19 protein-coding genes are annotated in these 24,250 nt (G+C 65.1%); 10 read left to right on the top strand and 9 right to left on the bottom strand.

Features of this window, described 5'->3' with window-relative positions; genetic code table 11:
• The first annotated feature begins 94 nt into the window (after positions 1–94).
• Complete coding sequence (locus tag ACMUJL_RS18960) at positions 95–1,411, top strand: MmgE/PrpD family protein (RefSeq protein WP_375571716.1); 1,317 nt, start codon at positions 95–97, stop codon at positions 1,409–1,411.
• Here the strand turns inward: ACMUJL_RS18960 and ACMUJL_RS18955 are convergent.
• A complete protein-coding gene (locus tag ACMUJL_RS18955; RefSeq protein WP_068286683.1) occupies positions 1,393–2,058 on the bottom strand; it encodes an HAD-IA family hydrolase in 666 nt (221 codons plus the stop codon). The genes ACMUJL_RS18960 and ACMUJL_RS18955 overlap by 19 nt on opposite strands.
• 130 nt (positions 2,059–2,188) lie before the next feature.
• On the opposite strand from ACMUJL_RS18955, the gene glmU reads away from it, so the two are divergent.
• From glmU to ACMUJL_RS18940, 3 genes are read left to right on the top strand one after another with little or no spacing between them, the layout of a single operon-like run.
• A complete protein-coding gene (gene glmU, locus ACMUJL_RS18950) occupies positions 2,189–3,544 on the top strand; it encodes a bifunctional UDP-N-acetylglucosamine diphosphorylase/glucosamine-1-phosphate N-acetyltransferase GlmU (RefSeq protein ID WP_375571718.1) in 1,356 nt (451 codons plus the stop codon).
• On the top strand, positions 3,544–5,367 hold the full coding sequence (gene glmS, locus ACMUJL_RS18945; RefSeq protein WP_375571720.1) for a glutamine--fructose-6-phosphate transaminase (isomerizing): 1,824 nt from the start codon (positions 3,544–3,546) through the stop codon (positions 5,365–5,367). Before glmU ends, glmS begins: the two co-directional genes overlap by 1 nt.
• Positions 5,364–6,071: a DNA alkylation repair protein gene (locus tag ACMUJL_RS18940; protein ID WP_068286555.1), complete on the top strand. Its 708-nt coding sequence runs from the start codon at positions 5,364–5,366 to the stop codon at positions 6,069–6,071. The genes glmS and ACMUJL_RS18940 overlap by 4 nt, the downstream gene beginning before the upstream one ends.
• Before the next feature lie 18 nt (positions 6,072–6,089).
• Here the strand turns inward: ACMUJL_RS18940 and ACMUJL_RS18935 are convergent, their stop codons facing one another.
• Entirely contained in the window at positions 6,090–6,485 is a 396-nt protein-coding gene (locus ACMUJL_RS18935; RefSeq protein WP_416914448.1) for a hypothetical protein, read from the bottom strand.
• Positions 6,486–6,637: 152 nt separating this feature from the next.
• Here ACMUJL_RS18935 and moaA point away from each other — a divergent pair, with 152 nt between their 5' ends.
• Positions 6,638–7,669 carry a GTP 3',8-cyclase MoaA gene (gene moaA / locus ACMUJL_RS18930; RefSeq protein WP_375571722.1) on the top strand — a complete coding sequence of 344 codons (1,032 nt, stop codon included), beginning with the start codon at positions 6,638–6,640 and terminating at the stop codon, positions 7,667–7,669.
• Positions 7,670–7,676: 7 nt separating this feature from the next.
• Entirely contained in the window at positions 7,677–8,969 is a 1,293-nt protein-coding gene (locus ACMUJL_RS18925) for a 3-deoxy-D-manno-octulosonic acid transferase (protein ID WP_375571724.1), read from the top strand.
• A gap of 34 nt (positions 8,970–9,003) precedes the next feature.
• On the opposite strand, the gene ACMUJL_RS18920 is transcribed toward ACMUJL_RS18925, so the two are convergent.
• Genes ACMUJL_RS18920 through ACMUJL_RS18905 form a run of 4 tightly spaced genes read right to left on the bottom strand, consistent with a single transcriptional unit; the run spans position 9,004 to position 14,438 of the window.
• A complete protein-coding gene (locus ACMUJL_RS18920) occupies positions 9,004–10,167 on the bottom strand; it encodes a M20 aminoacylase family protein (protein WP_068286546.1) in 1,164 nt (387 codons plus the stop codon).
• 48 nt (positions 10,168–10,215) lie between these two features.
• Complete coding sequence (locus ACMUJL_RS18915; RefSeq protein ID WP_375571727.1) at positions 10,216–11,382, bottom strand: M20 aminoacylase family protein; 1,167 nt, start codon at positions 11,380–11,382, stop codon at positions 10,216–10,218.
• Between the two features lie 46 nt (positions 11,383–11,428).
• On the bottom strand, positions 11,429–12,586 hold the full coding sequence (argE, locus tag ACMUJL_RS18910; RefSeq protein ID WP_375571729.1) for an acetylornithine deacetylase: 1,158 nt from the start codon (positions 12,584–12,586) through the stop codon (positions 11,429–11,431).
• Positions 12,587–12,605: 19 nt separating this feature from the next.
• Positions 12,606–14,438 carry an ABC transporter ATP-binding protein gene (locus ACMUJL_RS18905; protein ID WP_068286537.1) on the bottom strand — a complete coding sequence of 611 codons (1,833 nt, stop codon included), beginning with the start codon at positions 14,436–14,438 and terminating at the stop codon, positions 12,606–12,608.
• A 304-nt stretch (positions 14,439–14,742) separates the two neighbouring features.
• Here ACMUJL_RS18905 and ACMUJL_RS18900 point away from each other — a divergent pair, with 304 nt between their 5' ends.
• The 4 genes from ACMUJL_RS18900 to ACMUJL_RS18885 all read left to right on the top strand — a co-directional run bounded on the left by ACMUJL_RS18900 (position 14,743) and on the right by ACMUJL_RS18885 (position 19,733).
• Positions 14,743–16,443, top strand: a complete 1,701-nt coding sequence (locus tag ACMUJL_RS18900; protein ID WP_375571731.1) for a peptide ABC transporter substrate-binding protein — start codon at positions 14,743–14,745, stop codon at positions 16,441–16,443.
• Positions 16,444–16,537: 94 nt separating this feature from the next.
• The gene (locus tag ACMUJL_RS18895; RefSeq protein ID WP_068286531.1) at positions 16,538–17,545 is read left to right on the top strand and encodes an ABC transporter permease; all 1,008 of its coding nucleotides are present in this window, start codon (positions 16,538–16,540) and stop codon (positions 17,543–17,545) included.
• The gene (locus ACMUJL_RS18890; RefSeq protein ID WP_068286528.1) at positions 17,538–18,452 is read left to right on the top strand and encodes an ABC transporter permease; all 915 of its coding nucleotides are present in this window, start codon (positions 17,538–17,540) and stop codon (positions 18,450–18,452) included. Before ACMUJL_RS18895 ends, ACMUJL_RS18890 begins: the two co-directional genes overlap by 8 nt.
• A 219-nt stretch (positions 18,453–18,671) precedes the next feature.
• Complete coding sequence (locus ACMUJL_RS18885; protein ID WP_068286524.1) at positions 18,672–19,733, top strand: YeeE/YedE family protein; 1,062 nt, start codon at positions 18,672–18,674, stop codon at positions 19,731–19,733.
• Here ACMUJL_RS18885 and ACMUJL_RS18880 read toward each other — a convergent pair.
• The 3 genes from ACMUJL_RS18880 to ACMUJL_RS18870 form a co-directional block, all read right to left on the bottom strand.
• A complete protein-coding gene (locus ACMUJL_RS18880; RefSeq protein ID WP_068286521.1) occupies positions 19,669–20,949 on the bottom strand; it encodes a DUF3422 family protein in 1,281 nt (426 codons plus the stop codon). The two genes, ACMUJL_RS18885 and ACMUJL_RS18880, sit on opposite strands and share 65 nt — an antisense overlap.
• A gap of 186 nt (positions 20,950–21,135) precedes the next feature.
• A complete protein-coding gene (locus ACMUJL_RS18875; protein WP_375571736.1) occupies positions 21,136–22,632 on the bottom strand; it encodes an NAD(P)(+) transhydrogenase (Re/Si-specific) subunit beta in 1,497 nt (498 codons plus the stop codon).
• A gap of 12 nt (positions 22,633–22,644) precedes the next feature.
• Entirely contained in the window at positions 22,645–24,219 is a 1,575-nt protein-coding gene (locus ACMUJL_RS18870) for a Re/Si-specific NAD(P)(+) transhydrogenase subunit alpha (protein ID WP_416914393.1), read from the bottom strand.
• Between the last annotated feature and the right edge of the window lie 31 nt (positions 24,220–24,250).

Here is a 24,250-nt window from a genome sequence, read left to right as displayed (position 1 = left end):
CGTCAATTGCGGCGTTTCATCAATGTCGCAAGCGCCTCTGTGCGATGTCGGCTTTGTCGCGGAAAAACCCCCAAGCCGGACACAGACTGACCGGATGGACCAGACAACAGCCCCCCGCCTCATCCATGACCTGCGCTGGCAGGACCTTCCCGCCGCCGTGCAGGCCCGCCTGCCGCTGGCCCTGCTGGACCTGATCGGGGTCGCGGCGGGTGGCGCGGGCACGCGCCTGAGCCGGATCATCCGCGATCACGCGGCGGCCGAGTTCGGCGGGACGCTGCCGATGCTTTTCGACGGGCGCGGCGCCAGCGCCAGCGGCGTGGCCCTTGCCGCCGGCATGACCATCGACAGCCTTGACGGGCACGACGGGTTCAACCCCTCGAAAGGGCATATCGGTTGCCCGACACTGGCCGCGATCCTGCCCCTTGCCGTCGAGACTGGCGCCAGCGGACAGGACATGCTGACCGCACTGGCGCTGGGGTATGAATTCGGCGCCCGCGCCGCCATGGCCCAGCACGGCACGGTGGCCGATTACCACACATCCGGCAGCTGGGGCGCCGTGACCGCCGCCGCCGTGGCCGCGCGCCTGCTGCGGCTGGATCACGACCAGACCCGCCACGCGCTGGGGATCGCGGAATATCACGGACCGCGCAGCCAGATGATGCGCTGCATCGACCATCCCACCATGGTCAAGGACGGGTCCGGCTGGGGCGCGATGGCGGGCGTATCGGCGGCGCGTCTGGCGGCTGCCGGCTTTACCGGCGCCCCCGCCATCACGGTCGAGGAGGCCCCTGCATACTGGGCCGATATCGGCACCCGCTGGTACACGATGGAGCAGTATTTCAAGCCCTACCCCGTCTGCCGATGGGCCCAGGCCCCGATCGAGGGGGTGCTGGCCCTCCGCCGCGCGCATGATCTGACCGCGGACCAGGTGGACCGGATCGAGGTCACGTCCTTTCACGAGTCGATCCGTCTGGCGACGCGCCGCCCCCAAGGCAGCGATGCCGCGCAGTATTCCACCACTTTCCCCTGCGCCGTGGCGCTGGTGCATGGCACCGTGGCCCCCGCCCATATCGCCGATGACGCGCTGACCGATCCCGAGGTGCTGCGCCTGTCCGATGGCATGGTGCTGCACGAATCCGACCATGCCAACGCCGCCTTCCCGCTGCGGCGCTATGCCCGCGTGGACCTGGTGCTGAAGGACGGGCGCGTTCTGGCGGGCGACTGGATGGAGCCGCGCTGGGATCACACCGCCCCGCCGACCGAGGCCGCGTTGCGCGCCAAGTTTCACGAACTGGCAGGCCCCGCATTGGGCCAGGAACGCGCCCGCACCATCGAAGCCGCCATCGACGCCCTGCCGCAGGGCGATTTCGCCCCGCTGGCCGACCTGATCCGTCAGCCGATCAGCCGCTGAACGGTGCCGGGCAATTCGTCGTAATGCCCGATCAGGGCCTCGGGCTGCAGCGCGGCCACGTCATCGCCCCCCGGCCCGAAGGTGACCAGCACCGAGGGCACGCCCGCAGCACGCGCGGTTTCGCGGTCGGTGACGGTATCACCCACCAAGAGCGACCGGCGCGGATCGCCGCCCGCGCGGCGCACCGCCTCGACGAAGGGCGCGGCGTCGGGTTTGCGCACCGTCAAGGTATCGGCCCCCACAAGCGAGGCGAAGGCCCCGCGCACCCCCAGCCGGGTCATCAGCGTCTCGGCAAGGCCTTCGGGCTTGTTGGTGCAGATCCCCACCGCGTAGCCATCGCGCGACAGCTGCGCCACGGCCTCCATCGCGCCGGGATAGATCACCGTATGCACATCGATGGCCGCGCCGTAAGCCTCCAGCAGCACGGGATAGAAACGGTCGATCTGCACCTCGGGATCGGCATGCCCCATCCGGTCCAGCCCCAGCCGCAGCATCGCGCGACCGCCCCGCAACGCGGTGCCTGCATCGCGCGCCGGATCCAGCAGGGCGCCCGCCCCCATCATGTCGAAACAGGCGTTTGCCGCCGCGATCAGATCGCCGCTCGTATCGGCCAGGGTTCCGTCCAGATCGAAAATTACCGTTCTCATTATTCTGCCCTTTCCGGCGGTCTGCCGCCGATGCCTGTCATATCCCGCAATCAGACGTGAACCGATGCAGCCTTGCGCCCTTGGGCCAACCGGATAAAACGGGCCAACCAAAAGGGCAAAGAGAAACAGCATGAACACAGCACTTGTCATTCTGGCGGCCGGCATGGGCACGCGGATGAATTCGGACCTGCCCAAGGTGCTGCACCCGCTGGCCGGTGCACCGCTTCTGATCCATGCGATGAAGGCAGGCTTTGCACTGGATGCAGCGGCTTGCGTCATTGTCACCGGGCACGGGGCCGAGGCCGTGAAGGCCGCGGCACGGGACTGGGACGAGGCCGCGCAATGCGTGGTGCAGGAACCGCAACTTGGCACCGCCCACGCAGTCGCGCAGGCGGCCCCCGCGCTGGCGGGTTTCGACGGTGACGTGATCGTGCTTTACGGCGACACGCCCCTGATCCGCCCCGAGACGCTGGAAGCGATGCAGGCCGCGCGCGCACAGCATGACATCGTGGTGCTGGGCTTTCATGCCGCCGATCCGGGCCGCTATGGCCGTCTGGTGATGGGCGGCGACCGGCTGGAGCGGATCGTGGAATTCAAGGACGCCACGGATGAGGAACGCGCCATAACCCTCTGCAACAGCGGCGTTATCGCGGCGGATGCCAAGACGCTGTTCGATCTGGTCGCGGCCGTCGGCAATGCCAATGCGGCAGGCGAATACTACCTGACCGACATCATCGCCATCGCCCGCGCGCGCGGTCTGACCGCCACCGCCGTCACCTGCCCCGAGGCGGAAACCATGGGCATCAACACCCGCGCCGAACTGGCGCAGGCCGAGGCCGCCTTTCAGGCCCAGGCCCGCACCCGGGCACTGGAGGACGGTGTGACCCTGATCGCACCCGATACGGTCCATTTCGCCCATGACACGGTGATCGGCCGCGATGCCGTGATCGAACAGAACGTGGTCTTCGGCCCCGGCGTGACCGTGGAAAGCGGCGCGCGGATCAGGGCATTCTCGCATCTGGAAGGCTGCCATGTCAGCCAGCGCGCCATCGTGGGCCCCTATGCCCGGCTGCGCCCCGGCGCGGAACTGTCCGAAGATGTGCATGTCGGCAACTTCGTGGAAATCAAGAATGCCGTGCTGCACGAGGGGGCCAAGGCCAACCACCTGAGCTATATCGGCGATGCGACCATCGGCGCCGGCAGCAATATCGGCGCGGGAACCATCACCTGCAACTACGATGGCGTGATGAAGCATCACACCGAGATCGGGCGCGGCGCCTTCATCGGATCGAACACGATGCTTGTCGCCCCGGTCCGCGTTGGGCACGAAGCCATGACCGGCAGCGGCTCGGTGATCACGGCGGATGTGCCCGATGGCGCGCTGGCCCTGGGCCGCGCCCGGCAAGAGGTCAAACCCGGCATGGCGCTGAAACTCATGGAGATCCTGCGCGCGCGCAAGGCCAAGAAAAACAAGGAAAACAACTGATGTGCGGTATTGTCGGCGTTCTGGGCGATCACGAGGCCGCCCCCCTTCTGGTCGAGGCGCTCAAGCGTCTGGAATATCGCGGCTATGACAGCGCGGGCATCGCGACCGTCAATAACGGCAAGCTTGACCGCCGCCGCGCCGTCGGCAAGCTGGTGAACCTCAGCGACCTTCTGGTGCATGACCCGCTGGCCGGAAAATCCGGCATCGGGCACACCCGCTGGGCGACCCATGGCGCCCCCAGCGTGGTCAATGCCCATCCGCATCAGGCCGGTCCCGTCGCCGTGGTGCATAACGGCATCATCGAGAATTTCCGCGAATTGCGCGCCGAACTGCGCGCGCATGGTCTGGAATTCGTCACCCAGACCGACACCGAAACCGTGGCGCTGCTGACGCAGCATCACATGGCGCAGGGCGCCAGCCCCGTCGAGGCCGCACGCCAGACCATTGCACGCCTGCACGGTGCATTTGCACTGGTGTTCCTGTTCGACGGTGAGGATGATCTTCTGATCGCCGCCCGCAAGGGCAGCCCGCTGGCCATCGGACATGGCGACGGCGAGATGTTTGTCGGATCGGATGCCATCGCCCTGGCCCCGATGACCGACCGCATCACCTATCTGGAAGAGGGCGACATCGCCGTCTTGACCCGCACCAGCCTCGAGATTCGTGATCTGAACGGTGAATTGGCCAACCGTCCGATCAAGACCATCCAGATCGAGGCGGCGCAGGTCGACAAGGCCGGGCACAAGCATTTCATGGCCAAGGAGATCGCCGAACAGCCCCGCGTGATCGGCGAGGCGCTGCGCTTCTACCTCTCGGGCGAGGGCGATACGATCCGCCTGCCGGGGGATGGCATGGATTTCACGACCATCGACCGGCTGTCGATGGTGGCCTGCGGCACCGCCTTCTATGCCTGCATGACCGCGAAATACTGGTTCGAGCAACTGGCAGGCCTGCCCGTGGATGTCGATATCGCCTCGGAATTCCGCTATCGCGAACCGCCGATCCCCGCGCGCACCGTGGCGCTTTTCGTCAGCCAGTCGGGCGAGACCGCGGACACGCTGGCCGCCCTGCGCTTTTGCGCGGACAAGGCCGCGGCGATCGTCTCGGTGATCAACGTGCCGGAAAGCTCGATCGCGCGGGAAAGCGATCTGGCGCTGCCCATCATGGCGGGGGCCGAAATCGGCGTCGCCTCGACCAAGGCCTTTACCTGTCAGTTGACGGTCCTGTTGCTGCTGGCGCTCGAGGCCGCGCATCAGCGGGGCCGCATCAGCAATGACGAACTGTCCGACCACCTCAGCGCCCTGCGCGCACTGCCCGTGGCGCTGAACGCGGCACTGGATCTGAGCGGCAGGATCAAGCAGGCCGCGCGCAAGCTGTCGGAATCGTCCGATGTGCTGTTCCTCGGGCGCGGACTAATGTATCCCCTGGCCCTTGAAGGCGCATTGAAGCTGAAAGAAATCAGCTATATACACGCCGAAGCTTATGCATCAGGCGAACTGAAGCATGGCCCCATCGCCCTGATCGACAAGACCATGCCCGTCGTCGTCATGGCCCCGCGTGACGCATTGTTCGACAAGACGGTGTCGAACATGCAGGAGGTCATGGCCCGTGGCGGCAAGGTCATGCTGATCACCGATGCCGAGGGTGAGGCCGAAGCCTCGGATCAGACCTGGCAGGTGCTGGTGATGCCGCGGATCGACCCCGTGCTGACGCCGATCCTTTACGCCCTGCCAGCACAATTGCTGGCCTATCACACCGCTGTCGCCAAGGGCACCGATGTGGACCAACCCCGCAACCTTGCCAAGTCGGTGACCGTGGAATGACCCTTGATGACGCCTTGGCGCAACTGCGCGCCCTGTCCGATCCCGACCGTGCCAAGGGCCTTGCGGAATACCACAAGGTGCCGCGCGAATATCTGGGCCTGACCACGCCGCAGATCACCGATCTTGCGTCTGCCTGGCGCGAGGGCATGGACATGTCGGACCGCGTGGCCCTGGCCGATGCGCTGTGGCAAACGGATGTGTTCGAGGCGAAGATCGCCGCCGCCAAGCTGCTGACACAGGCCCGGATGAAACCGGATGACGCGGCATGGGACCTGATCGCCGCATGGGTGCCGACCTTCGACAGCTGGGCCATTGCCGATGCTGCCGCCATCGCGGGGCAGAAACGCCTGCTGGCGGATCCTTCACGGATCGAAACGGTGGCCGGATGGACCAAATCCCCCCATCACTGGACGCGCCGCGCCGCGATGGTCTTTACCCTGCCCTGGACCAAGCAGAATCATCCCAAACCCGCCGAGCTGGAGATCCGCCAGCGCGTGCTGGAATGGGCGGCGGCCTATGTGCATGACCCCGAATGGTTCATCCAGAAATCGGTGGCATGGTGGCTGCGCGAACTGTCAAAGCATGACCCGGACCGGGTGCGCTATTTCCTCAAGAACCATGCAAGGCACATGAAGCCCTTCGCCCGGCGCGAAGCATCTAAACTGCTGCCGCCCGAAACACCGCCCCCCCCTGTCGAAGGCTGAGGCCCCGCAGCAGCCCGATCAGTTCGCAAACACCTCGACCTGGGGCAGTGCCGTCAGCGGTGCATCCAGCATGCGCATCGCCGACAGGGACAGGCGGCTGCCCCCCGTGGCGGGGCCACCGATGGGGATCAGGTCCACATTCAGCCGCCGACCGTTCGCCCGGTAAAGCACGCTGCCTCTGGTCGGCGCGCTGACCAGCGGCGTTTCCATCCAGAACCCCGACCGGGCCGGATCCCCCAGCGAGGCGACGGTGACCCCAAGCGATCCTGCAGCGGCCGGCGTCGGCGCTGCGGCGGCCCGCCGTTCCGCGGCTGTCGGGGTGTCCAGATCCTCGGGACGGATCGGCGCCCCTGTCAAGGGCGGGCGCGTCGTGGCCTGCGGCGCGGATGGGGGCGTACCACCCCCCTGGTTCAGCGGAAATTCGGCGCAGCCGGCAACAAGGGCCGACAGGGCGATGACGGGCAATGCAAACTGTTTCATGCCCGCCAATCTAGGACGCGCCACGGGGTCGCGCAATCGCAACAATCCCCCTTGCTCTGACTTCCGCCGATCCTTACTTTCCCCCCATGGACCAGAGCACCGCCCCCACCGCCAAAACACCGCTGGTAGACCCGTTCCAGCGCGCGATCAGCTATCTGCGCGTATCGGTCACGGATCGCTGCGATTTCCGCTGTGTCTACTGCATGTCGGAAAACATGACCTTCCTGCCCAAGGCGCAGCTTCTGACGCTGGAAGAGCTGGACACGATGTGTTCGACCTTCATCGGTCTTGGCGTGGAAAAGCTGCGCATCACCGGGGGCGAGCCGCTGGTGCGCAAGGGAATCATGACCTTTTTCGACGCGATGTCGCGCCACCTGGCCAGCGGCGCCCTGCGCGAGCTGACGCTGACGACCAATGGCAGCCAGCTCGAGAAATTCGCCCCCGACCTGGCAGCGGCGGGCGTGCGGCGGATCAACGTCTCGCTCGATACGCTGGATGACGCCAAGTTTGCCCAGATCACCCGCTGGGGTCGCCTGCCGCAGGTCCTGCGCGGGATCGACGCGGCCCAGAAAGCCGGGCTGCGCGTCAAGATCAACGCCGTGGCCCTCAAGGGTTTCAACGAGGATGAGCTGTTCACCCTTGCCGCCTGGTGCGCCGATCGTGACATGGACCTGACATTCATCGAGGTCATGCCGATGGGCGATATCGGCAACGAGGACCGGCTGGATCAATACTGGCCCCTGCGCGACCTGCGCGCGCGTCTGGCCGAGCGTTTTACCCTGACCGATCTGGCCGAACGGACCGGCGGGCCCGCGCGCTATGTGCGGATCGAGGAGACCGGCCAGAAAATCGGCTTCATCACCCCGCTCACGCATAATTTCTGCGAAAGCTGCAACCGCGTGCGCCTGACCTGCACGGGCGAGCTTTACATGTGCCTGGGCCAGGAAGACATGGCCGACCTGCGCGCGCCGCTGCGCGCCAATCCAGGCGATACAGAGGCGCTGGAACAGGCCATTCGCGCCGCGATCCGCCTGAAACCCAAGGGCCATGACTTCGACTATTCCCGGCAGGTGGTGGATGGCAAGATGTCCCGTCACATGAGCCATACCGGCGGATGATCCTGCCGTGACGGGCGGTGCCGCCCCCCGGTCACGCCCGCGCCTGACGGGCCTGTTGCGCGCCTATCTGGCCGCGACAGCCCTGGCGCCCGGCCTGCTGCGGCGACTGGCGCGCAAGGGCCATGCGAGGCAGGGCGCGGACCCTGCCCGGTTGTCCGAGCGTTTTGGCCAAGCCTCTGCGCCACGCCCCGCGGGGGGGCTGATCTGGATCAACGCGGCCTCGGTGGGCGAAGTCGCGTCAAGCCTTGATCTGGCGCGCGAGCTTGAGGCCGCAACCGGCGCCCGGCTGCTGTTCACGACCACGACCGCGACCGGCGCCGAAACGTTGGCCCGCCGGCTGCCGCAGGCCATCCATCAGTTCCAACCCGTGGACAGCCCTGCCGCCGTACGCGCCTTTCTTGATCACTGGCGGCCCGATCTGGCGCTGTTCCTGGAAAACGACTTGTGGCCACGGCTGGTGATCGACGCCGCGCGGCGCGGCATCCCGAGCGCGGTGATCAATGCCCGTGCCTCGCGCACCCGCGCGCGCGCGCCGCGCGCCATGGCCGCGCTGCTGGGACGGGCCGCGCTGATCAGTACGCAGGATGCGGCCACGGCCGGCCAGATGCGCGCGCTGGGACTGGATCCCGCACGCATTCTGGACACGGGCGATCTGAAGGCAGCGGCCAATCCCCTGCCCGCCGACAGCGCGGCGCTTGAGGCCTTGCGCACCGCCATCGGCGCGCGGCCTGTCTGGCTGGCGGCCTCGACCCATCCGGGCGACGAAAATGCCGTGATCGCGGCGCAACGTTCCGCAAGTCTTGCCCATCCCGATCTGCTGCTGATCCTCGTGCCGCGCCATCCGCAACGCGGGGCCGACCTTGCCGCGCAAATCGCGGCGGCTGGCTTCAGCATCGCCCGGCGCGGCACCGGCGCGCTGCCGGATCCCGAGACGCAGGTCTACCTGGCCGATACGCTGGGCGAGATGGGGCTTTTCTACCGCCTGGCACCCCTTGCCTTTCTGGGCGGATCCTTCGGCCCCGAGGGCGGGCACAACCCCTATGAGCCGGCGGCGCTTGGGGCTGCGGTGCTGCACGGTCCGGGGGTTGCGAATTTCGCGCAGGCCTATGAGGGCATGGGGCTTGCCGGCGCGGCCGCCAAGGTGGCAGATGCCGATGACCTGGGCCGACAGGTGGCCGATCTGATCAACAGCGCAAGGCTGGACCGGATGCGCGCGGCGGCCCGGTCCCTGTCGCGGGATGGCACGCAGGCGCGCCACGATCTGCTGACGCGCCTGCTGCCGCTTCTGCGCAGGGTCTGACGGCACGGGTTGCCCCACGCCGCCTGCCCTTGTGTCAGGCCGCAGGCATCCGGCGTTCCACGATCTCGGCCCACCAGCTGCACCCGACCGGGATCGCCTCGTCGTTGAAGTCGTATTCGGGGTGATGCACCTGCGCGCCCGGCCCGTTGCCCACAAGGATATAGGCACCGGGGCGTTCCTCCAGCATGAAGGCGAAATCCTCGCCCCCCATGACCAGCGGCGCTTCGATCACGTTGCCGCCCACGGACTGGGCCACGTCACGGGCGAAATCGGTCTGCTCCTCGGAATTGACCATCACCGGGTAGCCGCGGTGATAGGCCACCTCGGCCACGCCGCCGTACATCGTGCCGGTGGCCGCCGCGATCTCCTTGATCCGGCGCTCGGCCATGTCGCGGTTCTCGTTGCTCTGGGTGCGGACGGTGCCCTTGATATGCACCTTCTGCGGGATCACGTTGAACGCGGTCGTCGATGTCTCGAACGAGGTGACCGAGACCACGATCTGGCTGACAGGATCGGCGTTGCGGCTGGCGATGGTCTGCAGGGACAGCACCAGTTGCGCGGCCATCACGGTCGTGTCCACGGTTTCCTGCGGGCGCGCGGCATGGCCGCCCTTGCCCTCGAGGAAGATCTCGAACTGGTCGGTCGCGGCAAAGAAGGGGCCCGAGCGGATGGCGAAATGACCAACGGGCAGGTTCGGCATGTTGTGCATCCCGTAAACCTCCTGGATGTTCCAGCGGTCCATCATCCCGTCCTCGCACATCTCGCGCCCGCCAGCACCGCCTTCTTCGGCGGGCTGGAAGATCACCACCACCGTGCCGTCGAAATTGCGCGTCTCGGCCAGGTACTTGGCGGCCCCCAGCAGCATCGCGGTATGCCCGTCATGGCCGCAGGCATGCATCGCGCCGGGTGTCTTCGAGGCATAGGGCAGTCCTGTCGCCTCGAGGATCGGCAGCGCGTCCATGTCCGCGCGCAAGCCGATCACCTTGCCCGATGTGTCGGTCTTGCCCTTGATCACCGCCACGACCCCGGTGCGCCCGATGCCGGTCACCACCTCGTCACAGCCGAATTCCTTCAGCTTGTCGGCCACGATGGCGCTGGTGCGGTGGGTATCATACAGGATTTCAGGGTTTTCGTGCAAATCACGACGCCAGGCGGTGACTTCATCCTGCATTTCTGCAAAGCGGTTCTTGATCGGCATGGTCTTTCCTTCAGGTCTGGTCCGGCTTTGAGGTGACTTTCCGCGCGGTCAGTCCAGCGGCATCCGCTGTTCCGCCAGTGTCGCGAAAAAACTGCTGCCGGCCGGAATGGCGGCATCGTTGAAATCATAGGCCGGGTGGTGGCAGGCGGCGCTGTCGCCATTGCCCAGGAAGATATAGGCGCCGGGGCGTTCTTCCAGCATGAAGGCAAAGTCTTCGGCGGCCATCAGGGGGGCCACGTTGCGATCCACATGGCCCGCCACGGCCTCGGCGGCCAGGGCGGCATATTCGGTCTGATCAGGATGGTTGACCGTGGCCGGATAGCCGGGATCGAACGTCACCTCGGCCTGTGCGCCGTAGGCCGCGGCGGTGTGCACCGCGATCTCGCGCACCCGTTCATGGGACAGCTGGCGCATCGCGGGCGACAGGGCGCGCACGGTGCCGCTCATCCTGACCTCGTGCGCGATCACGTTGGGGGCATTGCTGTCGGTGTTGAACATGCCCACCGTCACCACCATGCTTTCCAGCGGATCGACATTGCGCGCCACGATGCTTTGCAGCGACACCACGATCTGCGCCGCGACCAGCGTGGTGTCCAGCGACAGATGCGGCATGGCCGCATGGCCACCCTTGCCCGTCACCTTGATGTGAAAGATGTCGCCCGAGGCCAGCAGCCCGCCGGGGCGGATGGCGAACTGGCCCACAGGGATGCCGGGCATGTTGTGCAGGCCGTAGACCTCCTGGATGTTCCAGCGGTCCATCATCCCGTCCTCGCACATGGCGCGCCCGCCCGCGCCCCCCTCTTCGGCGGGCTGGAAGATCACCACCACCGTGCCGTCGAAATTGCGCGTCTCGGCCAGGTATTTCGCGGCCCCGAGCAGCATCGCGGTATGCCCGTCATGGCCGCAGGCATGCATCGCGCCGGGGATTTCGGACGCATAATCCAGCCCTGTCACCTCGTGGATGGGCAGCGCGTCCATATCGGCACGCAGTCCGACCACCTTGCCCGCGCTGTCGCGCGTGCCGCGGATCACGCCGACGACGCCGGTGCGGCCGATGCCCGTGACCACCTCGTCACAGCCGAAATCCCGCAGCATCTCCGCGACGAATGCACTGGTGCGATGCGTTTCGTACAGGATCTCGGGATGCGCGTGCAGATTACGACGCCAGGCCGTGATGTCGTCCTGCATCCCCGCGATACGGTTCTTGATCGGCATGAGCCTTTCCTTCCGCTGCGCGACCGGTCCCCGACCGGGGGTCGCGTCAGAGACGGTCCAGCAGGCGACGCATGAAATCATGCCCCGCTTCGAACTGGGCCTTGGTGATGTATTCGTCGGGCTGGTGCGCCTGGGCGATGTCGCCGGGCCCGCAGATCACGGCGGAATAGCCGCGTTCCTGGAACTGCCCTGCTTCGGTGCCATAGCTGACCACATGCCCGCCGTTGTCGCCGGTGATGGCGCGCACCAGTGTTTCGGCCTCGCCCTCATCCTCGGGCTTCAACCCCGGCACCACGAATTTTTCCGAGATATCGATCCGCGCCGCCGGGTGGATCGCCTGCATCTCGGCCTCGACCTCGCGGACGCGGGCCAGGTAGCGGTCGCGCCAGTCGGCCAGGTTTTCACCGGGTACGGCCCGGAAATCCATGCCGAAGCGGCAATCCTTGGCGGTGATGTTATGCGCGGTGCCACCCTGAATGGTGCCCACATGCGCCGTGGTCCAGGGCGGATCGAACATCGCGGCCAGCGGTCCGGGCGTGGCGGCCATGTTCTCGGCATTCACCTGGTTGGCCCAGTCGATCAGCTTGGCGCCGAACATGATCGCGTTGACGCCCGTATGCATGATAGAGGAATGCACCTCGAATCCCACTACATGGGTCATGAAGCCCTGCCCGCCCTTGTGGCCGGTCACGGCCTTCATCATCGAGGGCTCGCCCACGATCACGGTCGAGGCTTTCGGCAGCACCTCGAGCATGCGGTCGATCATCGGCGGCGCACCGGTGCAGCCCACCTCTTCGTCATAGCTCAGCGCCAGTTGCAGCGGCCGCTTGACGCCACGGTGATGCGCCTCGACCAGTGTCCAGATCGCCAGCGCGTCAAAGCCCTTCATGTCGCAGGTGCCGCGCCCGTAGTATTTGCCGTCACGTTCCACCACGGTGAACGGGTCATCCGCCCAGGGCTGGCCATCCACCGGCACCACATCGGTATGGCCCGACAGCACCAGCCCACCGGCCACCTCGGGGCCGACATGGGCAAAGATCGCGGCCTTTTCGTTGTCTTCGTTGTAATGGCGATGCGCGGAGATGCCGTGGCTGTTCAGGTAGTCTTCAACCCAATCGACCAGCGGCAGGTTGCTGTCACGGCTGACCGTGGGAAAGCTGACCAGCTTTTCCATCAGCTGGAAGGGGGTAAGTCTGGTGGTCATGTCGGTCCTTGATCCGGTCTCAGTAGCCGCTGTCCGTGGTCAGCACGAAATGGCCCTTTGACACTTCCTTGTATTCCGAGGGGGCGGGCTGATAGCCGCGCGGGTGAATGGGTGACGGGATAGGCCTGAAGTTCAGGTCCTTCTCGGACTTGCGCTGGCGCGGGTCGGCCACGGGCACGGCCTTCATCAGGGCGCGCGTATAGGGGTGCTGCGGGTCCTCGAATACGGCCTGGCGCGGGCCAAGTTCCACGATCCGGCCAAGGTACATCACGCCCACATCATGGCTGACACGTTCGACCACGGCCATGTCATGGCTGATGAACAGGAACGACAGGCCAAGATCGGCCTGCAACTCCATCATCAGGTTCAGAACCTGCGCCTGCACAGACACGTCCAGCGCCGACACCGCCTCATCCGCGATGATCAGCTTGGGGTTCAGCGCAAGGGCGCGGGCAATCGCGACACGCTGGCGCTGACCACCCGACAATTCATGCGGAAAGCGGCGCATGAAGTTGCGCGGCAGATGCACCCGGTCAAACAGATCCGCCACCTTGTCGGTCAGCGCGCTGCCGCTGTGGGTGCCGAAGTTGCGCAGCGGTTCGGCCACCTGGTCCGACAGCTGCATCTGCGGATTGAGGCTGGCGAACGGGTCCTGAAAGACCATCTGCATGTCTTGACGCGCCCGGCGCAGCGCGGATTGATCCAGCGCCATGATATCGGTGCCGTCCAGGATGATCGAGCCGGACATAGGCTCGACCAGCCGCAGGATGGACCGGCCCGCCGTGGACTTGCCGCAGCCGCTTTCGCCCACCAGCGACAGGGTGCGCCCCTTGTTCAGGGTAAAGGACACATCCTCGACCGCATGCACATTAGCGACCGTGCGGCGCAGCAGCCCGCCGCGCACGGCGAAGCGCGTGACCAGGTTCTTGACCGTCAGCAGCGGTGTCTCGGTGCCGGGGATCGGCACGGCGGCAGGGCCTTCGGCGCCCAGCAGGCGCATCGGTTCCGGCAGCGCCTTGCCCGTCATCTCGCCCAGCCGCGGCACGGCGGACAGCAGCGCCTTGGTATAGTCGTGCTGCGGATTCTCGAAAATCTGTTCGACCGTGCCTTCCTCGACCTTGTTGCCGCGGAACATGACCACGACGCGGTCGGCCATCTGCGCCACCACGGCCATGTCATGGGTGATGAACATCACAGCCGTGCCGGTCTCGCGCTTCAGCCGGTCGATCAGGGCCAGGATCTCGGCCTGGATGGTCACGTCCAGCGCGGTGGTCGGTTCATCCGCGATCAGCAGGCGCGGCTCGCAGGCCAGCGCCATGGCGATCACCACGCGCTGGCGCATGCCCCCGCTCAGTTCATGGGGATATTGCTGCAGGCGGCGTTCCGGTTCGGGGATGCGCACCTGCTTGAGCAGATCAAGCGCGCGGTCTTCTGCCTCTTTTTTGGTCAGTCCCTTGTGAAGGCGCAAACCTTCGGTCAGCTGCCGCCCCACCGTGAACACCGGATTCAGCGCGGTCATCGGCTCCTGGAAGATCATCCCGATCTCGTTGCCGCGAATCGTGCGCATCAGGTCCTGGTCGGTTTTTCCAAGGTCCACCTGCCCGCCGGTCTTGCGTTCAAACAGCATCCGGCCACCGGCAATCTTGCCGCCGCCGAATTCGACAAGACGCATCAGCGACAGGCTGGACACAGACTTGCCCGAGCCGGATTCCCCAACCACACAGACGGTTTCGCCGGGGTTGATCGAGAATGACACATCCTCGACCCCGACCACGGGACCGTCCTTGGTCTGGAATTCCACGCGCAGGTTCTCAATCCGTGCGATGGGCCGTTCGGTCGGCTGGTCCAGCATGCGCTTCTTCCTGTCTCTGGGCTATGAGCCGTGACGCTACAGATACCCCCGAGAGGCTGTCAAACCCCTTTCGCCTTCCCGCAGGATCGGGGGCGACCCGAGGGCAGTCATGAAAACAGCCGCTTGATTTTTGCCGGCAGGCAGTCTGTGATGGTGGGTACGAGGGGAAGATCGCTAGCGCAAACAGCGCGGTTTCCGAATATCCCCACGCAAAACGTCGTTCCGACGGTCCATGCACAAGCATGCGGCAAGGGGGACGGTTCAAAGAACGAGAGACACCCACGTGTCCAACATGGAGTGAGAAATGACCCTTAAAACAACGCTGCTGGGCGCGGCTGCCCTCGTTGCGCTGGCCCCCGCGGCCTTTGCCGAGCGCGGCGCGGATGGCCATGTCAACATCATCTACTGGCAGGCGCCGTCGATCCTGAACCCCTATCTTTCGGGCGGCACAAAGGATCTCGAATCGTCGTCGATGATCATCGAACCGCTGGGGCGCTATGACGAGAACGGCGCCATGGTACCTTTTCTGGCACAGGAAATTCCGACCCTGGAAAACGGCGGCGTCAGCGCCGACCTCACCTCGATCACGTGGAAACTGAAGCCGGGCCTCGTGTGGTCCGATGGCACGCCGGTCACCGCGAATGACGTCAAGTTCAGCGCGGATTACTGCATGCATCCCGAAGGTGGCTGCGCACAGGCCGCCAAGTTCGATGGCGTGTCCTCGATCGATGTGATCGACGACCTGACCGTCAAGGTGACCTTCACGGAATCGAAGCCCAACCCCTACGGTCCCTTCATGGGCGCGCAGTCCCCGATCATCCAGGCCGCGCAGTTCGCCGACTGCCTTGGCGCCAAGGCGCCCGAGTGCACCGAGGCCAACTTCAACCCGATCGGCACCGGCCCCTTCCGCGTGACCGAGTTCCGTCCCAATGACGTGATCTCGCTGGAAGCCAACCCCAACTACCGCGATCCGGCCAAGCCGGCCTTCGCCACCATGACCTTCAAAGGCGGCGGCGATGCGACGGCGGCAGGTCGCGCGGTTCTGGAAACCGGCGAATTCGACTACGCCTGGAACCTGCAGCTGGCGCCGGAAGTGATCCAGCAGATGGCCAAGGGCGGCAAGGGCACCACCATCGCGGCCTTCGGCTCGCTGGTCGAGCGGATCATGGTCAACATGACCAACCCCTCGGCGTCGCTGCCGGAAGGCGAGCGGTCCACCGCGAAGCATCCGCATCCGTTCCTGACAGATCCGGCTGTCCGCAAGGCGCTGTCCATGGCGATCGACCGCGAACTGCTGGTCGAAATCGGTTACGGCCAGGCGGGTCGCCCGACCTGCAACCTGGTGCCGGCGCCGGCGCTTTACGCGTCCGACAACACCGATTGCCTGGTGCAGGATCTGGCCGGCGCGAACGCGCTGCTGGACGAGGCCGGCTGGGTGCGCGGCGCCGATGGAATCCGCGCCAAGGACGGCGTGCGTCTGTCGCTGCTCTACCAGACCTCGACCAACGCCGTGCGTCAGGACTTCCAGGCGCTGATCAAGCAGTGGTGGGAAGAAATCGGCATCGAAACCGAGCTGCGCAACCTCAGCGCGTCGGTCTTCTTCGGTGGTGATCCCGGCAGCCCGGACACCTTCCAGAAGTTCTATGCCGACGTCGAGATGTATGCCAACAACTTCGATGGCACCGATCCCGAAGCCTACCTGGCGGCACAGACCTGCGACAAGGCACCCCGTCCGGAAACCCAGTGGCAGGGCGAGAACATCACCCGCTTCTGCGATCCGGCCTATGATGCCCTGGTGGCCGAACTGTCGCGCACCGGCGAGCTGGAAAAGCGCGGTGAAATCGCCCGCAAGCTGAACGACATGGTCACCAAGGACGCCAATGTCATCATCCCGCTAGTGGATCGCGGTCGCGTGTCGGCCCACTCCAACACGCTGGGTGGTGTCGTTCTGAACGTCTGGGACAGCGAACTGTGGAACGTTGCCGACTGGCACCGTATCAAGTAAGCAAGCACCTGACATCGCGGCCCCGTTCCCATTGCGCGGAACGGGGCCGTCGATTTTCCGGTAGATCTCACAGCGACCCGCAAAGGCGCCGCCCATGCTGACCTTTACCATCCGGCGACTGGTTCTGGCCGTCCCGACCCTTCTGTTCATCTCACTCGTGATCTTCATGCTGCTCCAGCTGGCGCCGGGTGATCCGATGGCCCAGGTGCCCCTGACGGTGCCGCCAGAGGTCAAGGAAAAGATGCGCGAGGCCCTGGGCCTGGGCGCCCCCGTTCACGTCCAGTTCTTCAAGTGGATCGTGCAGTTCTTCTGGGTAGAGCCGCAGGTCCTGATCGACCATATCTTCGGCACTACCTTTTCCGAGGGTCAGCTGCGCGTGCTGTCCTGGCAGACCCGCAGCCCGGTAATGGACATCGTCGTGCAGCGCCTGCCGCAGACCCTCTGGGTCGTCGGCATGTCCTATGTGCTGGGCGTGCTGATCGCGCTGCCCATCGGGATCTATTCGGCCTACCGGCAGTACTCGGCCTTCGACCAGATCGGCACATTCGTGTCGATGGTGGGCTTTTCCGTGCCGACGTTCTTTACCGGCGTGCTGCTGATCGTGATCTTCTCGGTCAACCTGGGCTGGTTCCCCTCGATCTACGACACCACGCACAAGGTGACGGATTGGGACAGCTTCGTCTTCCAGCTACGCCAGATGATCATGCCCGTCATGGTGCTGGCGCTTTACAACGCCGCCCAGATCAGCCGCTTCATGCGCGCCTCGATGCTGGACAACCTGAACCAGGACTACGTGCGCACCGCGCGGGCCAAGGGCCTGGGCGAAAAGACCGTCGTGCTGGTGCATGTGCTGCGCAACTCGATGATCCCGGTGGTCACCGTGATCGCCCTGGGTGTGCCCCAGGTGTTCGGCGGCGCGATCATCACCGAACAGGTCTTCAAGGTGAACGGCCTCGGCCAGCTTCTGATCACCGCGATCGAGGCCAATGACCTGCCGATGGTGCAGACCCTGACCTTCATCTTCGCGCTGCTGATCGTCATCTTCAACCTGATTGCCGATATCCTTTACGGCATCCTGGACCCGAGGATTCGCTATGACTGAGCTGATCAACCAGCCGGTGCCCTCTGCCCCGCCGCGCAGCCAGTGGCGCGACATCTGGGACCAGTTCAAGACCCATCGCGGCGCGCTGATCGGCGGCATCGTGTTTTTCGTGATCGTGCTGGCGGTTTTCATCGGGCCATGGCTCTGGCCCTATGACCCGACCTTCATCGACATCCGGTCGCGCAACCAGAACCCGTCATGGGCGCATCCCCTGGGCACCGACCAGCTGGGCCGCGACATGCTGGCGCGGATGATGGCGGGCGGGCAGACCTCGGTCTCGGTGGGGATCACCGCGATGCTGCTGGCGCTGTTCCTGGGCAGCCTGATCGGGGTGCTGGCAGGATATTTCAAGCGGCTGGACAACCTGCTGATGCGCACCACCGACCTGTTCCTGGCCCTGCCCCTGCTGCCGCTGCTTCTGGTGATGGTGCTGCTGTTCCGCGAACCGCTGAACGCGGCTTTCGGACCGGAGACCGGCATCTTCATCCTGATCGTGACCGCCATCGGCATCACCAGCTGGATGCCCACCGCGCGGATCGTGCGCGGTGATGTGCTGGCGCTGAAGGAACGCGAATTCGTGCTGGCGGCGCGCTCGATCGGGACCACCAACTTCCGCATGATCACGCGGCATGTGCTGCCCAACGTGATGTCGCCCATCATGGTCTCGGCCACGCTGGGTATCGCCAATGCGATCATCACCGAAAGCGCGCTGTCCTTCCTGGGGCTGGGCTTTCCGCCCGACTTCCCCACATGGGGCCGCCTGCTGTTCGACGCGGTCGACTACATGCAGCAATACCCCGAGCGGGTGCTCTGGCCCGGTCTGGCAATCTCGCTGACGGTGCTGAGCGTCAACTACCTGGGCGATGGTCTGCGCGACGCGCTGGACCCGCGCATCCGGGGACGCTGATCGCCTGACAGGGGCGAAAAAAGAACATGCATACGGCCCGCATCATTGGTGCGGGCCGTTCTGTTTCGCCTGCGCGCACAAGGCGAACGATCTTGCTGCAACAGCGCAAGAAATCAGAAAAATGTTCTGATGTAGAACAGTTTCCCGCATATCGACCCTATTGATTATAAAGTAGAACGCCTGCATCTGGGACAAAATTCCTGTTTGCGGAGAATACCCATGTTCGAATCCTTCGGTTTCGAGTCCCTGACCGCGCCCCAGGCCGCAGTCTATTTCGCCCTCGCCCTCGGGCTGGTCTTCGGTGTTCTGGCGCAGATCACACGTTTCTGTTTCCGCCGCTCGATCCTGGGCGATGATCGCCGGCAGGCCGCAGGCGTCTGGCTGACCGCACTGGCCGTGGCCGTGCTGGGCACGCAGGCTGCAGTTGCGGCCGACTGGATCGGCTTTGCCGATCACCGCTTCATGGCCGCTGACCTGCCGGTGCTGGCCATCGTGGCGGGCGGTCTGATCTTCGGGGCGGGCATGGTCCTGACACGCGGCTGCGTCTCGCGCCTGACGGTGCTGACCGGTTCGGGCAACCTGCGCGCCGCCCTTGTGCTGGTGGTCTTTGCCGTCGTCGCCCATGCCACGCTGAAGGGCGTGCTGGCGCCGGTCCGCACCACGCTGGGATCGGTGACCCTGTCGCTGGACAGCACCGCCCTGCCCGGCAATCCGCTGCTGTGGGCCGGTCTGATCGCCCTCGCGGCCCTGGCCTTTGCCCTGCGTTCGGGCAACCGTGTCGGCACGCTGGTTCTGGCGGCGCTGATCGGGGCGCTGGTGCCTTTGGGCTGGGTCGGTACCGGCTATGTCCTGCTGGACGAGTTCGACCCGATCGCGATGGAAAGCCTGTCCTTCACCTCGGCCGCGGCGGATGCGCTGTTCTTCACGGTCGCCTCCACCTCGATCTCGGCCACCTTCGGTGCCGCACTGATCGGCGCCGTGGCCCTGGGCGCCCTGCTCAGCAGCCTGGCCCGGCGCGAGTTCCAGTGGCAGAGCTTTTCCAGCCCGCGCGAAACCGGCCGTTACATGGCAGGTGCGGCGCTGATGGGTGTGGGTGGCGTGCTGGCGGGTGGCTGCACCGTGGGCGCAGGCCTGTCGGGCATCCCGACCCTGTCCCTTGCGGCGATCCTTGCGATTGCGTCGATTGCGGCTGGCGGTCTGATCGCCAACCGCCTGATCAATGCAGATGCTTCTGCACGCGGCGCACAAGCGCCCAGACCAACAGCATTACCGGCGGAATAAGCACCGCCGTCAATGTGCCCTTGCTGATCTGCATCATCTCGGCAATCGGGTAGACCGCATAAGCCATCAGCGACACCGCGTAGTAGCTGATGGCCACCACCGACAGCCCCTCGACCGTCTTTTGCAGGCGCAGCTGCATGTCGGCGCGGATGTTCATGCTTTCCAGCAGCTTCTGGTTCTGGGCCGAGCGTTCCACATCCACCCGCGTGCGCAGCAATTCACCGGCCCGCATGGCCCGGTCGGCCATGGCCGCCAGCCGCGCCTGCGACGCCTTGACCGTCCGCATCGCGGGATCGTAGCGGCGCATCATGAATTCCGAAAAGGTCTGCCGCCCGTCGAAACGTTCCTCGCGCAGCACCTCGATCCGCTGGTGCACGATCGCCTCATAGGCGGCGGCGGCGCCGAACCGGAAAGACGCGCGCGCCACCTTGTTTTCCAGCATGGCCGACACTTCCAGTAGGCCCGCAAGGGTCTGGTCTGCGGGCTTTTCGTTGCGCGTCATGTCATCCATCAGCTGCGTCAGCTGCGCGTCTATGGCCGCCAGCGTCGATGACATGGATTTCACCTGCGCGAAGGCCAGCATCGACATGGCCTTGTAGGTCTCGATCTCGCAGAGGCGCTGCACCACGCGGCCGATACGGCGCGCCCCGGTATGCGGCGAGACGAAAATGGCAAAGCGCATGTGCCCCGCAGGATCGATGCGGAAATCGCCCGCCACGATGGCGCTGTCGTCCAGCACCCGGCTGACCGCCAGGCTTTCGGGCACGAACCAGTCGTTCAGCTTTTCGATGACGTTCTGCTTCTCGCCCACCTCCTCCATCCGGATAAGAGCCGAGGTCACGCGCACACCGGGCGCATGCGCCAGCCAATCGGCGGGAAACACCTCGAAATCGGCAGGATCGAAGGCGCGGCTGCTCAGGCTTTCGGTGAATGCCGTGTAGGTCACGAATTCGGTGTGGCTTTCCCATTTCAGCATGTGCCGCCCGATCTGGCCGAAGTAATGCGTGGCGCCGGGCTGGGGATGCGCCGCACCGAAGCGGTCCAGCAAGGCCGTCAGATGCGCAAGATCGGCCCCGCGGTCGCGGCTGGCCGCATCCTCCTGCTTCTTGATGGCAAGATAAACCGCGGCACCGGGCGCATCGATCGAGGGAAACGGCCGCGCATGCAGCTCGTTGGCCAGTTCGTAGCGCAGCGGATGATCCTGAATGGGCGACATGGGAAACTCCTGAGTTGCGGCAACTCTATATCCTTGCCCGATGAAGTTAAAGATAAAGTTGTTTTATATCAAAGATTTACGGAACACGATTGTATACGGAGGCGCTTTATCGGGCAAACCCATGTCCTGACAACGAAAAAAGGCGCCCCGGAGGGCGCCTTTCCTGTCTTCGGGTGGTGCCGATGATCAGCTGATCCTGGTCAGCAACTCATCCAGCGATTTCTTGGCATCGCCATAGAACATCCGCGTGTTTTCCTTGTAGAACAACGGGTTCTCGATCCCGGAATAGCCCGTGCCCTGCCCGCGCTTGGACACGAACACCTGCTTGGCCTTCCAGCATTCCAGAACCGGCATGCCGGCGATGGGGCTGTTGGGATCGTCCTGCGCGGCCGGGTTCACGATGTCGTTCGACCCGATCACGATGGCCACATCCGTATCCGGGAAGTCCTCGTTGATCTCGTCCATTTCGAGAACGATATCATAGGGCACCTTGGCCTCGGCCAGAAGCACGTTCATGTGCCCCGGCAGACGGCCCGCAACCGGATGGATCGCGAAACGCACGTTCTTGCCCTTGGCGCGCAGGCGCTTGGTCAGTTCGGACACGCTTTGCTGGGCCTGCGCCACCGCCATCCCGTAGCCGGGGATGATGATGATGCTGTCGGCCTCGTCAAGCGCGGTGGCGACACCTTCGACGTCGATGGCGATCTGCTCGCCCTCGACCTTCATCTGCTCGCCTGCCGGGCCGCCGAAGCCACCCAGGATCACGCTGATGAACGAACGGTTCATCGCCTTGCACATGATATAGGACAGGATCGCACCGGAGGAGCCGACAAGCGCGCCCACCACGATCAGCAGGTCGTTGCCAAGGCTGAAGCCGATGGCCGCCGCCGCCCAGCCGGAATAGCTGTTCAGCATCGACACGACGACGGGCATGTCCGCGCCGCCGATGCCCATGATCAGGTGGTAGCCGATGAACAGCGCCAGAATGGCCAGCAGCACCAGCGTCCAGCTACCTGCGTCGTTCATGTACATGATCGCCAGCAGCAGCGACAGCGCCGCCGCGCCCGCGTTCAGGACATGACCGCCCGGCAGTTTCTTGGCCGAACTGTCGACCTTGCCCGCCAGCTTGCCATAGGCGATGACCGACCCGGTGAAGGTCACGGCACCGATCCAGATGCCAAGCACCAGTTCGACCCGCAGGATCGCGATCTCGACCGAGGTTTTCTTGGCGATCAGCTGACCGAAGGACGACAGCCCCTCGTAGATCTCTTTCGGCAGACCGATGGCGCTGTAGCCGTCCGGCCCGACCGCGCCCATGACCTGACCGGCGCCTTCGTACAGGCCCGCCACGTCATTGATCATCAGGTCCGCGTTGAAGCCCACGAAAACCGCCGCCAGGCCGACCAGCGAATGCATGATCGCCACAAGCTCGGGCATCTGCGTCATCTGCACCCGCGTGGCCAGTTGATAGCCCACGCCGGCACCCAGCGCGATCAGCACCAGCGACGCGCCCCAAAGGCCCTGCCCCGGTCCGATCAGGGTCGCCACGACGGCAATCGCCATGCCGACGATCCCGTACCAGACAGCCCGCTTGGCGCTTTCCTGACCGCTCAGGCCGCCCAGCGACAGGATGAACAGAACAGCCGCGACGGCATAGGCCGCGATGGTGAATCCGAATTCCATGATGCTCGCTCCTTAGGATTTCTGGAACATGGCGAGCATGCGCCGTGTCACGAGGAAGCCGCCCACGATGTTGATCGCGGCCATGAAGATGCCCAGCGCCGCGAGCAGCGTGATCAGGATCGACGACGACCCGATCTGGATCAGCGCACCCAGGATGATGATCGAAGAGATCGCGTTGGTCACGGCCATCAACGGTGTGTGCAGGCTGTGCGCGACGTTCCAGATCACCTGGAAGCCGATGAACACGGACAGCACGAACACGATGAAGTGCTGCATGAAGCTGGCAGGCGCCACAAGGCCCACGGCCAGCAGAAGCACGGCACCGATCGCCAGCAGCGTCACCTGGTTGCGGGTCTGCTGCTTGAAGGCTGCGATTTCCTGCGCGCGCTTTTCCTCGGGCGTCAGCTCCTTGGCCTTTTCCTTGGGCTTCTGCGCCGCGATGGCGGCCACTTTGGGGGGCGGCGGCGGGAAGGTGACATCCTTGTTGAAGGTCACCGTCGCGCCACGGATCACGTCATCCTCCATGTTGTGCACGATCTGGCCGTCCTTTTCGGGGGTCAGGTCGGTCATCATGTGACGGATGTTCGTAGCATAGAGCGTAGAGGATTGCGCGGCCATCCGGCTGGGGAAGTCGGTATAGCCGATGATCGTGACACCGTTGTCGGTCACGATCTTCTCGTCCATCTTCGTCAGCTTGCAGTTGCCGCCACGCTCGGCAGCAAGGTCCACGATCACGGAACCCGGCTTCATCGCCGCAACCATGTCCGGCGTCCACAGCTCGGGCGCCTCGCGGTTGGGGATCAGCGCGGTGGTGATCACGATATCCATGTCGGGGGCCAGTTCGCGGAACTTGGCAAGCTGCGCCTCGCGGAATTCGGGGCTGGAGGGGGCTGCATAGCCACCCGTGGCGGCACCGTCCTGCACGGCCTCGGCGAAATCCAGATAGACGAACTGCGCGCCCATGGATTCGACCTGTTCCGCCACTTCGGGGCGCACGTCGAACGCATAGGTGATGGCACCCAGGCTGGTTGCAGTGCCGATGGCGGCAAGACCTGCCACGCCCGCACCCACGACCAGAACCTTGGCCGGGGGCACCTTGCCCGCTGCCGTGATCTGACCGGTGAAGAAGCGGCCGAAATTGTTGCCCGCCTCGATCACCGCGCGGTAACCCGCGATATTCGCCATCGAGGACAGCGCGTCCATCTTCTGCGCGCGGCTGATGCGCGGCACCATGTCCATGGCGATGACATTGCCGCCCTTGGCGGCGGCCTGCTTCATCAGCGCCTCGTTGGCGACCGGATAGAAGAAGGAGATGAGGGTCTGCCCCTCGTTCATCCGCTTGACTTCAGCCTCTGACGGCGGGCGCACCTTGGCCACCACATCCGCGGCTTTCCACAGGGCGGCAGCGGTCTTGACCACTTCGACGCCCGCATCCTGATAGGCCTTGTCCGAGAAGCCAGCGGCGGCGCCCGCCCCGGCTTCGATCACACAGGTATAGCCCAGTTTCTGCAACTGAAGTGCAAAGTCGGGGGTCATGGCCACACGGGCTTCACCCTCGAATATTTCCTTTGGCGTACCGATTTTCACGTCTCGCGTCCCCCTTTTCGCAGGTCTTTCT

It is taken from the genome of Seohaeicola sp. (assembly GCF_048006315.1).
GTDB lineage: Bacteria > Pseudomonadota > Alphaproteobacteria > Rhodobacterales > Rhodobacteraceae > Seohaeicola.
The sequence above is the reverse complement of the archived record's forward strand: the minus strand, read 5'-3'. Positions and strand labels throughout refer to the sequence as shown.